19 protein-coding genes are annotated in these 15574 nt (G+C 43.1%); 12 read left to right on the forward strand and 7 right to left on the reverse strand.

Translation table 11 applies throughout. The features are described 5' to 3' along the window. Positions 1–44 precede the first annotated feature (44 nt). The 8 genes from alaS (at position 45) to NIES1031_RS15220 (ending at position 8554) form a co-directional block, all read left to right on the forward strand. Complete coding sequence (alaS, locus tag NIES1031_RS15190) at positions 45–2684, forward strand: alanine--tRNA ligase (RefSeq protein ID WP_073550373.1); 2640 nt, start codon at positions 45–47, stop codon at positions 2682–2684. A gap of 69 nt (positions 2685–2753) precedes the next feature. After that, a complete protein-coding gene (locus NIES1031_RS15195) occupies positions 2754–3014 on the forward strand; it encodes a hypothetical protein (RefSeq protein ID WP_073550374.1) in 261 nt (86 codons plus the stop codon). 283 nt (positions 3015–3297) lie between these two features. After that, positions 3298–3681, forward strand: coding sequence for a PepSY domain-containing protein (locus NIES1031_RS15200; RefSeq protein WP_073550375.1), 384 nt, complete (start codon positions 3298–3300; stop codon positions 3679–3681). 131 nt (positions 3682–3812) lie between these two features. Continuing rightward, positions 3813–4379 (forward strand): ABC transporter transmembrane domain-containing protein, encoded by a 567-nt coding sequence (locus NIES1031_RS25715; RefSeq protein ID WP_236738859.1) that lies wholly within the window; start codon positions 3813–3815, stop codon positions 4377–4379. Positions 4380–4637: 258 nt separating this feature from the next. Then, complete coding sequence (locus tag NIES1031_RS25720) at positions 4638–5174, forward strand: ATP-binding cassette domain-containing protein (RefSeq protein WP_269086018.1); 537 nt, start codon at positions 4638–4640, stop codon at positions 5172–5174. Positions 5175–5688: 514 nt separating this feature from the next. Next, positions 5689–7245: a flavin monoamine oxidase family protein gene (locus NIES1031_RS15210; protein ID WP_073550376.1), complete on the forward strand. Its 1557-nt coding sequence runs from the start codon at positions 5689–5691 to the stop codon at positions 7243–7245. 77 nt (positions 7246–7322) lie between these two features. Beyond that, on the forward strand, positions 7323–7910 hold the full coding sequence (locus NIES1031_RS15215) for a RidA family protein (protein ID WP_073550377.1): 588 nt from the start codon (positions 7323–7325) through the stop codon (positions 7908–7910). Between the two features lie 5 nt (positions 7911–7915). Next, a complete protein-coding gene (locus NIES1031_RS15220; RefSeq protein WP_073550378.1) occupies positions 7916–8554 on the forward strand; it encodes a hypothetical protein in 639 nt (212 codons plus the stop codon). Positions 8555–8660: 106 nt separating this feature from the next. On the opposite strand, the gene NIES1031_RS15225 is transcribed toward NIES1031_RS15220, so the two are convergent. Beyond that, positions 8661–8879 (reverse strand): hypothetical protein, encoded by a 219-nt coding sequence (locus NIES1031_RS15225; protein WP_236738853.1) that lies wholly within the window; start codon positions 8877–8879, stop codon positions 8661–8663. Positions 8880–9263: 384 nt separating this feature from the next. Between NIES1031_RS15225 and NIES1031_RS15230 the strand changes: the two genes are divergently transcribed. Next, complete coding sequence (locus NIES1031_RS15230; protein ID WP_073550380.1) at positions 9264–10046, forward strand: polysaccharide deacetylase family protein; 783 nt, start codon at positions 9264–9266, stop codon at positions 10044–10046. Here the strand turns inward: NIES1031_RS15230 and NIES1031_RS15235 are convergent. Then, on the reverse strand, positions 10041–10805 hold the full coding sequence (locus tag NIES1031_RS15235; protein WP_073550381.1) for a TIGR00297 family protein: 765 nt from the start codon (positions 10803–10805) through the stop codon (positions 10041–10043). The genes NIES1031_RS15230 and NIES1031_RS15235 overlap by 6 nt on opposite strands. Before the next feature lie 27 nt (positions 10806–10832). Between NIES1031_RS15235 and NIES1031_RS15240 the strand changes: the two genes are divergently transcribed. Continuing rightward, complete coding sequence (locus NIES1031_RS15240; RefSeq protein ID WP_073550382.1) at positions 10833–11270, forward strand: VOC family protein; 438 nt, start codon at positions 10833–10835, stop codon at positions 11268–11270. A 50-nt stretch (positions 11271–11320) separates the two neighbouring features. On the opposite strand, the gene purQ is transcribed toward NIES1031_RS15240, so the two are convergent. Further along, positions 11321–11995, reverse strand: a complete 675-nt coding sequence (purQ, locus tag NIES1031_RS15245) for a phosphoribosylformylglycinamidine synthase subunit PurQ (protein WP_073550383.1) — start codon at positions 11993–11995, stop codon at positions 11321–11323. Next, positions 11992–12261, reverse strand: coding sequence for a phosphoribosylformylglycinamidine synthase subunit PurS (gene purS / locus NIES1031_RS15250; RefSeq protein ID WP_015188423.1), 270 nt, complete (start codon positions 12259–12261; stop codon positions 11992–11994). Before purS ends, purQ begins: the two co-directional genes overlap by 4 nt. A gap of 216 nt (positions 12262–12477) precedes the next feature. Between purS and NIES1031_RS15255 the strand changes: the two genes are divergently transcribed. Beyond that, positions 12478–12885, forward strand: coding sequence for a Fur family transcriptional regulator (locus NIES1031_RS15255; protein WP_073550384.1), 408 nt, complete (start codon positions 12478–12480; stop codon positions 12883–12885). 285 nt (positions 12886–13170) lie between these two features. On the opposite strand, the gene NIES1031_RS15260 is transcribed toward NIES1031_RS15255, so the two are convergent. Together NIES1031_RS15260 and NIES1031_RS15265 are read right to left on the reverse strand one after the other, a co-directional pair. After that, entirely contained in the window at positions 13171–14154 is a 984-nt protein-coding gene (locus NIES1031_RS15260) for an SPFH domain-containing protein (protein WP_073550385.1), read from the reverse strand. A gap of 133 nt (positions 14155–14287) precedes the next feature. Next, a complete protein-coding gene (locus tag NIES1031_RS15265; RefSeq protein ID WP_073550386.1) occupies positions 14288–14713 on the reverse strand; it encodes an NfeD family protein in 426 nt (141 codons plus the stop codon). A 354-nt stretch (positions 14714–15067) separates the two neighbouring features. Here NIES1031_RS15265 and NIES1031_RS15270 point away from each other — a divergent pair, with 354 nt between their 5' ends. Continuing rightward, the gene (locus NIES1031_RS15270; protein ID WP_073550387.1) at positions 15068–15292 is read left to right on the forward strand and encodes a ferredoxin-thioredoxin reductase variable chain; all 225 of its coding nucleotides are present in this window, start codon (positions 15068–15070) and stop codon (positions 15290–15292) included. Between the two features lie 39 nt (positions 15293–15331). Here the strand turns inward: NIES1031_RS15270 and NIES1031_RS15275 are convergent, their stop codons facing one another. After that, the gene (locus NIES1031_RS15275) at positions 15332–15559 is read right to left on the reverse strand and encodes a hypothetical protein (protein WP_073550462.1); all 228 of its coding nucleotides are present in this window, start codon (positions 15557–15559) and stop codon (positions 15332–15334) included. Between the last annotated feature and the right edge of the window lie 15 nt (positions 15560–15574).

The following is a 15574-nucleotide window of genomic DNA, read 5'->3' on the forward strand; positions in this document are numbered from 1 at the left end:
TATAAATCTACCCTAGCTCTTAGTCTTTAGCCCCTAGTTAAACCATGTTCTCTCCCCAGTATCTCAGCGGTAACGAAATTCGGCAAAAATTCCTCGATTTTTATGCACAACGAGGACATACTGTTTTGCCGAGTGCTTCCTTAGTACCCGAAGACCCCACCGTGCTGCTGACGATCGCGGGAATGCTACCATTTAAACCAATATTCCTCGGACAGCGATCGCCTGAATTCAAACGCGCCACAACTTCGCAAAAATGCATCCGTACCAATGATATTGAAAATGTCGGGCGCACCAAACGGCATCATACTTTCTTTGAGATGCTAGGGAATTTTAGCTTTGGCGACTACTTTAAAGAACAAGCGATCGCTTGGGGCTGGGAAATTTCAACCAAGGTGTTTGGTTTACCGTCTGAACGTCTCGTTGTCAGCGTATTTGAAGATGACGACGAAGCTTATGCAATTTGGCGCGACAAAGTTGGTGTTTCTGAAACTCACATCAAACGCATGGGTGAAGATGATAACTTTTGGGCGTCAGGTCCTACAGGCCCGTGTGGTCCTTGTTCGGAAATATACTACGATTTCTACCCAGAGCGTGGCGATGACATTGATCTAGAAGATGACACGCGGTTCATCGAGTTTTATAACTTGGTATTCATGCAATACAACCGCGATGCGGATGGTCATTTGACACCGCTACAAAACAAAAATATTGATACCGGAATGGGTTTGGAACGCATGGCGCAGATTTTGCAAGCAGTTCCAAATAACTACGAAACTGACTTGATTTTCCCGATTATTAAAACCGCAGCAGAAATTGCCGGAATCAATTATGCCCAAAGCGATGAAGCAACTCAAGTATCGCTTAAGGTGATTGGCGATCACGTACGGGCAGTTGTGCATATGATCGCCGATGAGATTCATGCTTCTAATGTGGGACGCGGTTATATTTTGCGGCGTTTGATTCGGCGAATTGTGCGTCATGGAAGATTAATTGGGATTGAAGGCGAATTTACAACGCAAGTTGCAGAAACGGCGATCGCGCTTGCTGAATCAGCTTACCCTGAAGTTCGTCAACAAGAAGATGCGATCAAAGCCGAGTTGCAACGCGAAGAATCGCGGTTCCTCAAGACATTGGCACGCGGTGAGGATTTGCTATCAGAAATCGTTGAAAAAGTCAAGCAACAAGGAAAAACGCAAATTGACGGGCGCGATGCGTTTACGTTATACGATACTTACGGCTTTCCACTCGAACTTACGCAAGAAATCGCCGCCGAACACAATCTAACGGTTGATGAAGCTGGTTATGAAGCCGCGATGAGCGAACAACAAACGCGATCGCAAGAAGCGCACGAAACGATCGACTTAACGGTTCAAGGTTCGCTCGATAAACTTGCAGAAGAAATTAAAGTGACCGAGTTTGTCGGTTATACACAATTTTCCAGCACAGCGGTTGTCGAAGCGATTTTAATTAACGGCGAATCGGTAGAATCCGCAGAAGTTGGAAGTGATGTTCAAGTTGTTCTCGATACAACGCCATTTTATGCAGAATCAGGCGGACAAATAGGCGATCGCGGTTACATTAGTAGCGACAATGCATTAGTAGAGGTTATAGACGTACAACGCGAATCTGATTTTTACCTTCATATCGGGCGGGTTGTGCGGGGAACCTTGCGTGTTGGCGATAAGATTAACGCGCAAATTGATAGTGCGTGTCGCCGTCGCGTGCAAGCACATCATACCGCAACGCATTTGTTGCAAGCCGCATTAAAGAAAATTGTTGATGACTCGATATCGCAAGCTGGTTCGTTGGTTGCATTTGATCGCTTGCGGTTCGATTTTAACTGTCCACGGGCGCTCACACCAGAGGAAGTACAAAAAGTTGAAGAACAAGTGAATGCTTGGATTACCTGGGCAGTACAAGCCGATGTTGCGATTATGCCATTAGCTGAAGCGAAAGCCAAAGGTGCGATCGCCATGTTTGGGGAGAAATACGGCGAACAAGTCCGCGTTTTAGATTTCCCTGGCGTGTCGATGGAATTATGCGGTGGAACGCACGTTAGTAATACCGCCGAGATTGGTGTATTTAAAATTATTTCCGAATCAGGCGTTGCGTCTGGAGTACGCCGCATCGAAGCAGTAGCAGGTTCAGCTGTATTAGATTATCTTAATGTCCGCGATCAAGTCGTCCGCGAACTGAGCGATCGGTTTAAAGCTAAACCCGAAGAACTCAGCGATCGCATCACTGCATTACAAAACGAACTCAAGAACACGCAAAAACAACTCGAAAGCCTCAAAGCAGAACTAGCGATCACTAAATCCGACACGCTGCTATCATCCGCCGAAACCGTAGGTGACTATCAAATTCTAGTTGCGCAACTCGAAGGAGTCGATCCGGAAGCGCTCAAAACCGCAGCCGAACGGCTGTTGCAAAAACTTACTAACGGCGCAGTTGTCTTAGGATCAGTTCCCGAAGCAGGAAAAGTCAGTTTAGTTGCTGCATTCGCTAAGCAGGTGAATAACAAAGGCTTGCAAGCAGGAAAATTCATCGGAGGAATCGCCAAAATCTGTGGTGGCGGCGGTGGGGGACGTCCAAACCTCGCGCAAGCTGGAGGACGCGATCCGAGTAAACTTCCCGAAGCTTTAGAAAGCGCCCGCGAACAGCTGCGATTGTCTTTGAGTCAATAGTTAATTTTAGGGTGGGTACGACTCACACGATTCATTACCCATTACCAATTACCCAAACAAGAGGAAGAAATGGGACGCTTAAATCCATACACGCTACAAATGCAGATTACCCGAATGTTCGAGCAGGGGCAATCGTTTTTTGCTACCACAAAAGTGCAAGATTGGCTAAAAGAACGCAATCAAAATCCCGCAGACTACGACATTATTTTTCACCAAAAACCTGCGCCGCCTGGTTCGCAAGAAGTCATCATGATCGAAATCGAGTTACGACGTAAAGATGGACAACCTGTCGATCCCTGGTTGCAAGAACAAGCCAATTTACACGCTTGATGAAGCATTCGCAGCTAGAAAGCCTTGTTATTTAATAGTGTGCGCTCGTCACACTTTGTTTGGATAGCCCCGACTTCAGTCGGAAGGCATCTGTAAATTTATGTGTTTAGAAATATCTTAAAACGCGATCGCTCTAAAAGTAGATTATGTACAAATTGCCGCATCTAGCTTTAATTGCTGATACACGTTAAAGCCTGCTATTTTAGCTAAAAGTCATTTGGGAGTTAATTCAAGCGCATTTATTGTTTCGGTGACTCGTTCATTAAAACAACTATCCCAGCTCATGAGAAATTTACTAGCTACAACTGCACTCATTGCCTTGAGTATAGGTGAATTAGGATTTAGTACTCAGATTGCGCTATCACAAAGTCATATCCAGCTAGCCCAAGCTGCTAGCTGGCGATCGCTTGCCAAAATATCATCAGCCCAAGCTAGGAAAAACGCAGAATCAGCAATGGGCGGTAAAGCTAGCAGCGTGACGCTTGCTAATAGAAACGGTGGCTTAGTCTACGAAGTCATCATTGGCGACACAAGAGTTATTGTCGATGCAGGTAACGGTTTTGTCCTCTACTCAGAAAACATGAATTTAGAGAGTGAAAACAACGCAAGTAATGAAGATTCCTTTCGCCCGCGTAGCAGCATCCAAATTCCGGATAGCTACGAATGAACTAAAAACAAACAAAAATTCAACCAACGAACTTAATTTGGTTATTACTACGGGCTTCGTGGGTCAATGTAGCGATCGCTGTACTGACAGGACTCATTAGCGGAGGTTGTAGCGCCCGTCTCATCGCACTCATCAATAGTGCTGTCAATCAGCAATCAACAAACAGTCTTTTATATTACTTTATTGGACTTGCGGTAGTTGCATTGCTGACTGGTATCATTTCGCAAGTTTTACTCATTAGTCTTGCGCAAGAAGCAGTTTATCGTTTACGGTTGCGTTTGAGCCAGGGAATTTTATCTTCGCCGTTGCGACACTTAGAAGAACTTGGCGCGAGTCGTCTCCTTGCAACTTTAACCGAAGATGTACGAACGCTATCCAACACAATATTTTTAATTCCCTTCTTGTGTATAGATATCGCGATTATTGCAGGATGCTTAATTTATCTTGGTTGGCTTTCGAGTGTTGTCTTTTTAATTGTCATTGTGTTTTTGGGAACAGCGATCGCCAGTACGCAACTTATGCTGACTCAGGCGCGCAAATTCCTTTCCTTAGCGCGCGAGGAAGAAGACAAGTTATTTAAGCACTTTCGCGCATTACCAAAGGAATTAAAGAACTTAAACTCCACGCACTACGCCGTCAAGCATTTTTATCAGACGAATTGCAAATTAGTGCGGCGACATCTCGCGATTATAATTTAACAGCGTTTAAGACGTTTGCGATCACAACTAGTTGCGGGAACTTACTTTTCTTCACTATTGTTGGTTTATTATTTTTTGTTCTGCCACAATTAACGAGTGTTTCTACTTCGATACTTTCTGCCTATATTCTCACAATTACCTATTTACTTGTTCCTTTTCAAAACATTTCAGAAAGACTTCCAGCACTATTTCGTGCTAATATTGCCTTGCACAAAATTGAAAAAATGAGGTTAGCCTTAGCAAGCCAAGAAGAAATTCATAAATCATTCTGGTCAACTTGTGTTAATTGTTAGTGGTAATGGTAGTGGTAAATCAACCCTTGCTAAAATCATTACAGGGCTATACATTCCTGAATCAGGTAATATCCGCTTAGAGTGGTATCGACAGCACTTTTCTGTTATCTTTTTATTTGATCATTTTTTAGAACTTGAAACAAACTCCCTCGATCTACAAGCAAAAGAGTATCTAGAAAAATTTCATCTAAACACAAAAGTGCAAGTCAAAAACGGTTCACTTTCCACCACAGCCCTATCACAAGGTCAGCGGAAACGTTTAGCGTTACTCACAGTATTTTTAGAAGATCGCCCGATATATCTCTTCGATGAATGGGCATCGGATCAAGATCCGTTCTTCCGAGAAATCTTCTACAAACAACTACTATTAAACCTCAAACAACGCGGTAAAACAATCATAGTTATTAGCCATGACGATCGCTATTTTCACTTAGCAGATCGAGTCATTAAATTAGATTACGGCAAAGTAGAATACGACAACGCAGCTAACTATTCACAATAACTCACCTGTGTCACGCCAGTTGTACTCAACGAGGACATCTCCAAGGGCGCACTGGCTTTTCTGTGTCTGGAGTGGTTCGTTCTCCTAAATCTTCTAAAGTTTATTTTTATCTACTTAAGATAATTAAGTCTTACTATCCCGTAAAAATATGTTTAAACTAGTAGATTTTTAGCAAAAATCATGTATTTGAATAACCACTTTTTTTAAGCCAACAACGAGTAAATATTCTATAAAATCAGTTTCTTGTCTCTTAAAACTGTCTCAAATATAACAATTTTAAAGTTTTAAAAGCGAAGTAGAAAAAATATATTTTTAGCAAAAAACTGTTACAAACTTTTTGTGATTAATTAGCGATATTTATAGAGAAACTGTTAAATAAAAGACACTTTTTTACAAGTGCTACATATATTGTCTTGTCATATCAAGTCGAGCGCAGCAGATTTGCTGCCTAACAAAGATTCCTAGCGGAGAACGCCTGTAGGCATCCGCTGCAAGAAAATAGTGAGGAGCAGCTATGAAGAGAAGAGACTTCATAACAGCCGTTGCTGCGTCTGCGGGTTCAGCATATGCTGCGATGAAAGCTTTGGATGTGCTAGAACAGCCAGCCACAGCACAACAGCCACCATCGCCAAAAGGACCATTTCAGCTACAGCGCCGAGGAAATCGCAAGCGCGTGATTATTCTGGGTGCGGGTTTAGCAGGAATGGCTGCGGCTTATGAGTTGGGTAAAGTTGGTTATGAGTGTGTCATTTTAGAAGCGCGATCGCGTGCAGGAGGTAGATGCTGGACGTTGCGTGGCGGTGACAAACTCACCGAAATTACTGGCACAACACAAACAGTACAGTTTGATCGCGGTTTATATTTCAATCCTGGACCCGCGCGGATTCCCTATCACCACGTTACAATTGACTACTGCAAAGAACTCGGTGTCGAGTTAGAAGTTATTGTTAACCTGAGTCGCCAGCAATACATCTACCAAGAAAACGCGGGTCCATTGTCGGGGCAAAAAGTTCATGTGCGCGAAGCTGTCACCGATATACGTGGTTATATCTCCGAACTTCTCGCCAAAAGTATCAATCAAAACGCACTGAATGCATCCCTAACAACCGAGGATAAAGAAAGGTTAATTGAGTTCTTGCGGACATATGGCGGTCTTGACCCTGACTTATTTTATAAAGGATCGAGCCGTCGCGGTTATGCAGTACCACAAGGCGCAGGTTTGCAACCAGGAGAAGTTGACGACCCCTACGATTTGAGCGCATTGCTGCAACTCGGTTTTGCTGGTAACGAAGCGTTTGAATGGGGCTTCGATCAACAAATGACGATGTTCCAACCTGTGGGTGGAATGGATCAAATCGCCAAAGCTTTTGAACGCCGTGTGGGTAACTTGATTAATTACGAAGCGGTGGTTAAAGAAATTCGCAAGTTATCTGATGGAGTCGGTATCATCTATACCGATAAATCAGGAAGCCAGCGGCGCATTCGCGGAGATTATTGCATTTGTACGATTCCTTTATCGGTGTTGAAGGATATCCCTTCTGACTTTTCTCCTGACATGAAAGCGGCGATCGCTAGCGTTAGTTATGCTGTGACTGGTAAAAGTGCCTTGCAATTCAATCGCCGTTTCTGGGAAGAAGACGAAAATATCTTCGGTGGAATTAGTTGGACTAACCAAGATATCAATCAGATTTGGTATCCCTCGAACGATTATTTTACTCGCAAAGGCGTAGTGTTAGGTTATTACAACTTTGGTTCTGTTGCCGCTAATGTCGGCGCATTATCACCCGAAGCACGAATCGCACTCGCCCTCGAACAAGGCAGCAAAATTCACCCCCAGTACAAAAATCACTTTGAAAACGGTCTTTCCCTTTTCTGGTCAAACATTCCCTACAGCTTAGGTGGATGGGCAAGTTATACCACTGACGTTAGAGCACAATATTATCCTCGACTCAATGAACCCGACGGCAATATCTACTTAGCTGGAGAACACCTTAGTTATCTTACCGGATGGATGGCAGGAGCTTTAGAGTCAGCGCGATTAGTGACCGCCAAAATCAACGCCTTGGCGTAAGTCATGTCAAGGAAAGTTGATAAAAACACTTCTTAACTTTATGCGCAAGCATTAGTAATTACAAGGAAATAAGAGCAATGATGCGATATTTTAACCGAGTTTTTAAACTAGGACGTTGGTTAATTCTGAGTGTTTGTGTCAGCATACTTTTAATAAGTCTTCTTGGTGTTGATGTCCAAGCAGCTGTAAAAACGGCACCCTGGATGGTTACATTTTTTGGTCCACCTGAGTCACCAATTTCCTCGGCTGTTGCGGTACCGCCAATTAAGGCTTATTACTGGACGAGTGGTACAGTGCCGCCAGTGATAGATCCAAACGCACCAGCGGGTAGTCGCGAGCGTTATGGAGATACCAAAACTCAAGCAATTGGTACCTTAGAGCGAATTCAGTCGCTTTTACAGGAATCTGGTTTGAGTTTATCGGATGTGATCTATCTTCGTGTTTATCTTGTCGCTGATCCATTCAAAGGTAATACTGTCGATTACCAAGGGTGGTTTGATGCTTACGCGCAGTTCTTTAACAATCCAACAAATCCTGTAAAAGTGGCACGTTCAACGCTTGCGGTTGCGGGGCTTGTTAACCCAGACTGGTTAATTGAAATTGAAGCGGTTGCAGTCTATCCAAAAGTTGGTAAATCATTCCCCTGGTATTTACTATTCCATTAAAAACGATGGACTTACATCATTGGACGATTCTCGGTGCATCTGCTATTAGTTGCTGGAGTATATTTACTGCTCCAGCAGTAGCTGAGATAAAAAGAATTGAGTATACGCTTAGATCTCAACCAAATCAAACTTTCACAACATTAATGCAAGAGGCAGAATCTTTAGCAAGCGACCTTGTTGAGCAAGGATTTGCAGAAAATAATGTCACCGAAGTTTCTGTTAATATTTTAGGCGAACGCCACGGACAGCAAGTGCCGCTTTTGTCTTCTAGAGTCGCGCGTGCTGATTGGCAAAAGCAACCAGGAATTCAGCAATGGACGCGATACTTTCGGACATCTGCGGTGTTACTAGGCTTTTACAAACCGGAAGAACCAAACCAAAGTCCGATTTCGGCTTTTCCTAACTCAACAAGCGAGTCGGTTGCAAATCCTACATCTGGTGATAGCGCAATCCAGCAACGATCTTTACCTCCTGGTATTCCTGCTTCGATTCAGCAACAAATTCCCAATCCAACATCTATTGATAGTTCAATCCAGCAGCCGCCCCCATCACCAACGAATCCTATGCCGCAGATGAATCCAACAACGCCGAATACTCCCCTCGGAGGCGCTAGCCCTGAAGAAAGTGACCCAGGATATCGGTAGGTTTATCAGGAAGAAAGATTAAGCAGTAACTATGCGATCGCGCCCTGTGGTTTTAGCGTGGTATGGTGCTGCATCTGCTGCTTGAATCAATGACAACGACCAATTATCATTTCTCAGCTTGCATAAACTGCATTCCCACATACGCGAGTGAATCGTACAAATGCTTGTGAAAGTAGTTCCAACCGATATCTGCTCCCGATAAACCATGTCCGCCAGGAAAGGTATAGAAAACATTGGCGATTCCTAACCGATTTAACGTGAAGTTGTTCAAATGACGTAACCCAATATTAAAGGCTCCCCACCCTCCTATCGAATTGCGGCGCACCTTCAATAAATACGTACCAGTAACCAATAGCAGTAAGAACCGCGCTCGCCCCCACAAAGCTAATGAAAACCTTTCGAGAAAATTTCATTTATTTAGCTTATTCTATCTTTAGTCAGATGTTATTTCTTTAAATTGTCATTCATGTGACGCCAACATAAATCTCAAATGACAAGTCTAGGTCAACAGTTTGCAGTTACCAGTTAACAGTGAGATGTTAAATTGAAGGCTTGCTATATAGGCTGAAAACTACTATCGTCGCGCTAGTCTATTGCTAATCTTTACTTTACAGTTTTCTAACGACTAGTCATGTGGTTGCCATAAGTTAATTACATAACCGTCACACTCTACTGGTAATTTGTAAGCATCCCTCTGAGGAGTTAACTTATGAATAAAAGCTTCTCGATTTCTTGGGTATTGAGTGTGTTACTCGTAACCAGTGTTGGGTTAATGAGTGGTGCGAATACCTCAAAAGCGGCGATCGCCAATCAAACGCCACAAGTAAAAGCAATTTCAGTTCCTACAACGTTTCGCGGAAAAACAATTGCACAGGTAAAGCTGGAACATCAAAAAGTTATCGCGTTAACTTTCGATGACGGTCCTAGTCCCTATACATTACAAGTACTCAATATTCTCAAGCAAAATAATATCAAAGCAACATTTTTTTGGATAGGTAAATCTCTTCAATCGCATCAGCAAATTGCAAAACAAGTAGTTGCTAACGGTGAAGCTATTGGTAATCATACTTGGCATCACTGGCAGTATTTGATGAAGCCAAATATTGCTGCTCAAGAAATTGAGTCTACGGCAAACCTAATTTATAAAATAACAGGAGTGAGAACATCTTTATTTCGTCCACCCTATGGTTTACTTAACAATGGGGTAGCTGACTATGCTAGGCAAAAAAGATATGTCATCGTGATGTGGTCAGTCGATCCTCAAGATTATCGATACAAAACTTCTCCCCAGCAATTGGTGAATCGGATAATTCCTAAAATACAACCAGGCTCTATTGTACTGATGCACGATGGTGGTGGTAATCGCTCAGCAACCGTGCAAGCTTTACCACAAATTATTAGTCAACTTAAACAACAGGGATATCGTTTTGTAACTGTACCTCAATTGCTAGAATTGAAAGCCGAAGCAGACTCAAGAATCGCAAAACTATAATTGCCAAATTAACGCAAGCAAGACAGCAGCGATCGCACCAATGAACGTATTTAAAACATTGACTAATTCATTCGTGAGCCAGTCAAACTTGTTTTGTAATGTTGCGCCAATCACGCTTTCTAGATTCGTGGCGATAAATGCAGCCATAATACACAACAAAACGCCGAGTAAATCAATTAAACCAACACCCCAACCAACAAAAGCGATCGCACCCGAAGCGACAACTCCAGCTAGCGTTCCTTCTAAGGATACTGCGCCTTCAGTACCACGCGGGACAGGTTGAAGATTCGTAATCAAAAATGTTCGTTTACCATAAGCTTTCCCGACTTCGCTAGCACAGGTATCAGAAAGTTTAGTACTAAAACTTGCAACGTAGCCGAGTAGTAGCAGCGATACGATGAATTGATTTCCTCTTAATGTAGAAATTATCAAGGTTCCTATCGCACATAATGTACCAGTTAAAGCCGAACCCCAAACATTTTCAGGTCCGCGCGCACCGGATCGCTTTTCGGCAATTCCTGCGGCTTCTTTTTGTGCCATACCCAGGCGTGTCACCGCCGAACCAACCAGAAAATAAAACATCACCACAACGTAGCCTTGCCAACTCAAAGTTCCCCAGATGAGAACACCGAGTACCCACGCATGAAACAATCCCGCAGGCGTTAACAACTTTTTTGGTACAATCCAGGCAATTGCTAGCAAAAGTGTGTTTAAACCCACTGCAACGAGCCAAGAATTAAGCGAATAAGTATATAGCATCTACTTTGACTCTCTGATACACGCGCCATGAATCAAACTTTATTCCATCTTGCCTTTCCCGTCACCGATATTGCCCAAGCAAAAGCATATTATGTCGATGGTTTAGGATGTACCCCTGGTCGTGAAAATAAGCACGCCTTGATATTAAATTTATACGGTCATCAGTTAGTTGCCCACTTAACAAAAGAACCTATATTTCCCCAAAAAGGTATTTATCCAAGCCATTTTGGCATCATTTTCACCGCAGAAAACGACTGGAAAGATTTGTTAGAAAGAGCACGCGAAAAAAAACTAGTTTTCCGCGAAGCAGCTAAACATCGTTTTCCCGACTCGCCTTTAGAACACCGCACGTTCTTTTTGGAAGATCCGTTTTACAACTTAATGGAATACAAATATTATCGCTATCCTGAAGCAGTTTTCGGCGGTTCTGACTATCGTTCGATTGGCGATACTCCAACTTTGTAGAAAGCAGGAAAGCAAGGGAGAACTATTCGCTTCAGCACTCGCTGTGCATGCTAAACTGCGTGAACGCTCCTCGCTCCTATCCCCTTGAATAGTCCTAAACCATCCGTGCTACCTAGCATAGGGTCAGAGGCACGTTCAGGGTGCGGCATCATACCGATAACGTTACCCTTAGCGTTGCAAATACCTGCAATATTGTTAACAGAACCATTTGGATTTTCACCATAGTAGCGAAAGATGACTTGATTGTTGTCTTCGAGTTGTTTTATAGTGTCTTCATCAGCATAAAATTGCCCTTCACCGTGCGCGATTGGTAGAGTAATGATTTCTCCTTGAGTATAGTTCTGCGTCCACGGTAAATTAGTGCGTTCGACTTTTAGAGGAACGCGATCGCAAATAAAATGCAAATCGCGATTGCGAATCAGCGCACCAGGTAATAATCCGGCTTCCGTCAATACTTGAAAACCGTTGCAAATTCCTAAAACAAACTTACCTTGCTTGGCGTGTTTGACAACTTGTTGCATCACTGGAGAAAACCGCGCGATCGCCCCACAGCGAAGATAATCGCCATAACTAAAGCCACCAGGAATAATTACGACGTCAAGATCGCTAATATCCGTTTCTTCGTGCCATATCATCCGCGTTGGCTGCTGCAACAAATCGCGCGTAACATACGCAACATCGCGATCGCAATTTGACCCTGGAAACATGACAATTCCAAATTTCACGCTGACACTTCCTCTCGTTCAACTAAATCAAAGCGATAGTTTTCAATGACAGGGTTAGCGAGTAACTGATCGCAAATAATATTTAACTGTTGCCGCGCGCTATCCTCATCCTGGGCGCTTAAACTAAGTTCAATATACTTGCCAATTCGTACCTGCTCAACCGTATCGTAGCCCATATGCTGTAAACCAGACACGACAGCTGTGCCAGCAGGATCGAGAACTGAGGGTCGCAGAGTAACATAGATATGAGCCTGATATTTTCGCATCGCTTTGTTTTTCTTGAATCAATGCCACAACAGATGATCCTACCGTCTTCGTTCTATTTCTGATGTTAAAACTCAGCAGCTGATGACTGAATTGCCGAGTTGCTAACTGCGTCTATACCTTTAGTAAAGTATAGTTATGACTCGCGTATCGGTTTGAGCTAGCTTATGAAAATGTCCAAGTTTGATTTTTAGATAGGAAAAATGCCGTAAGTGTATATGAAAGCCGAACGCACTCGCAGTCAGGAGCGAATCCTAAAATTGCTCAAAAGCCTCAACAAAGCAATTTCTGCTCAAGATATTTATGTAGAGTTACGCAATCGCAACCAAAGCGTAGGGCTAGCGACAGTATATCGAGCATTAGAAGCCTTAAAGCTAGAAGGCGTAGTGCAAGTGCGGACACTGGCTTCTGGAGAATCGCTGTATAGTTCAGTGCAGCAAGATAAGCACCATTTGACTTGTTTGCAGTGTGGCAGATCGATTGCTATCAATCAATGCCCTGTACACGATCTAGAAACTCAATTGCACCAAGCCCACCAGTTCAAAATCTTCTACCACACCTTAGAGTTTTTCGGGCTATGTAATCAATGTCAGATGGCTCAAGCTACGGGTGTAGGTGCTGAGTAGGAAGCTTCAGGAGCAGAGGTGCAGAGGAGAAATACTAAATACTATGTATAAATATTTTCCACTTGATCCCCAGTCACTAGCAACTAGACCTCCTGCATGAATCACAGACGCCCTCCGACTTTCTTCAGGGCTATCCGAGCAAAGTTTACTTTCGTACACTAAAAGGTCAGTGGACTTTGTTTTATTTAGCTAGCGAATTTATTCGCGATCCGCTTCACGCAGGAGGTCTCTTCTACTATTATCCACTAAATACTAGTCACTTTTTGACTCGCTCCTCGGCTCTATTTAGTTAATGCGATCGCCATTCACCTGCGGTAAATTATGCGAACCATCAGACACAATCGAACGCATTCCTTCAATCGTTGCGGGGATACTACGCGGATCCATAAACATCACTTTACTACTGTCACTACTACCGATTTTTGTTCCCATGTCGAGATAATTCTGCGCAATTAAAAATTGCAGCGCTTCTCGCGCCTCAGGGCTCGTTTGCAGCGTTTTTGTAATGATTTGTAAGGCTTCAGCAGTGGCTTGAGCCTTGAGAACTTGTTGCTGGCGTTCGGCTTGAGCTTGTAAAACAATTGTTTTTTGGTGCGCCTCCGCTTGAAGAATCGTTGCTTTTTGTTGTGCTTCCGCCTCTAGGATTTGGGCTTCGGCTCTACCTCTAGCGCTATTCACCGCCGATTCGCGATCGCCTTCGGATGTCAAAATCGCCGCGCGTTTACGCCGTTCAGCAGACATTTGCAATTCCATCGATTCTTGAACCGCAAGTGAAGGAATAATATCTCGCAATTCTACTCGCGTAACTTTGACTCCCCAAGGATCTGTGGCAATATCTAAATCGCGTAATAATATTTCATTGATTTGAGCGCGAGCCGTAAACGTTTCATCTAGCTCTAATCTACCCATTTCCGAACGAATTTGTGTTAATACTAAATTCACCATTGCTGACTGGAGATTTTCTACCTTGTACCAAGCTTTCTCCATATCAACAATCCGCCAGTACACAACCGCGTCGACCTCAATCGAAACATTATCACGGGTAATGCACTTTTGTGGCGGAATGTCCAGCACTTTTTCCCGAATTGTTTCGCGGAAAACAACTTTATCAACAAAGGGAAAAACAAAGTTCAACCCAGGTTCAAGTTTTTTGTTGTAACTACCGAGTCTTTCTACCAAGGCTTCATTACCTTGATTGATGACTTTTACCGAACCTGCTAAAGCCGAACCACCCAAAGCTAAGGCGACAAGCAAAAATAATTCATTCATGAAATTTCCTGTTTATTGAGGATAAAGTTACTAATTTGGGAGATATAGGGAGTTTGTAAATAGTTGGCAAACAACTACCGATGTGAAATTTTTAATACATCACTCACCCCTCTTTCCGCGCTCCTCATCCCTCCTAATGCAACAGATCTTCTGGTACAACAATCAAAGTCGTACCTTCACGGCGGACAACATAGACTTTTTGAGAAGGCGCGATCGCTAAATGCCGATCCTCACACCGCGCCCGCCAAGAATTTCCTTCATAAATAACTCTCCCATCTTTACCAGCGGGAATTTCGGTTAATGTCTCAGCAATAAATGCCTCTTGTAGTTTTTTGCGCTTGGGTATCAATAGACGGCGCGACAGTAAGATCAAAGCCGCTGATAGCCCTAGCCACAAGAAAGCTTGCAAGCTCAATTGGGGAACGATTAATGATACTATTGCCACAACAAAGGCACTAAGCCCCATCATAAAAGCGACAAACGCCGTTGGTAGCACTAGTTCCATCAAACAGAGAATTGCCCCTGCTATTAACCATAATAGCGTGACGTTTATCGGCATCTTGGTGTTTAAATAGCTAAGTGCACAGTAATCTACTGATGTAAGAAGTGACTTGATCTGCTTCTAGACACGCTGCAATTACAGAATGCGCGAGCAAGAGATAATGACCTCAGAGTGTATCATTAATACCAATCTAGCCCATGCTTCGTTTAATCAGGAGTAAGTTTAATTGAATTTAAAAGTTTTTTAAGCTCACGCAGTACCGTTCTTAATCTCCCTGACCCCTCATTTATGGCTTAATGTGTATAACAAGGGACAATCTTATGCAAAGATAAAGAGGTTGTCTGGAATAAGCAATTGTATTGAATAATTTTGCATTGCTTCTTGAGAGGGAAACACTCTAATTACAAGTCTATGAAAGTTGGCGATCGCGTCCGCGTTAAAGAATCAGTCATTGTTTACCATCATCCCGAACATCGCGGTGAACCTTTTGATATCAAAGGCTTAGAAGGCGAGATTGTGAGTTTTGCTAATGAATGGCGAGGCAAACCAATCAGCGCTAATTTGCCAATTCAAGTTCAGTTTACTAAAAAGTTCAAAGCTCATCTGCGCGAAACTGAAATTGAGGTTTTATCATAGTTTGGCTCTTGGCTAAGGGCGATGGAGATGATTTGTTATCTAACTCCTTGCCCGACGAAACCAACTAAAAACATTGATTTCACTACGCATTTGCTCTAATTCTTGTCTATGGCATTCGGCTGTGGTAAAGTACCAAGCACAATACTGTTGCAACTGTGTGCGTATCTGGACTTCGTGATAAAATTGACGTGTTGCTTGGTAAGTTGCAAAGATATCCTGTGTTTCCGGTGGCGGTAGCGGGATGATGTAATGGAACTGGTTAGCCATGAGTTGAGCAAAAGA

The sequence above is a fragment of the Chroogloeocystis siderophila 5.2 s.c.1 genome, assembly GCF_001904655.1.
GTDB classification, from domain to species: domain Bacteria; phylum Cyanobacteriota; class Cyanobacteriia; order Cyanobacteriales; family Chroococcidiopsidaceae; genus Chroogloeocystis; species Chroogloeocystis siderophila.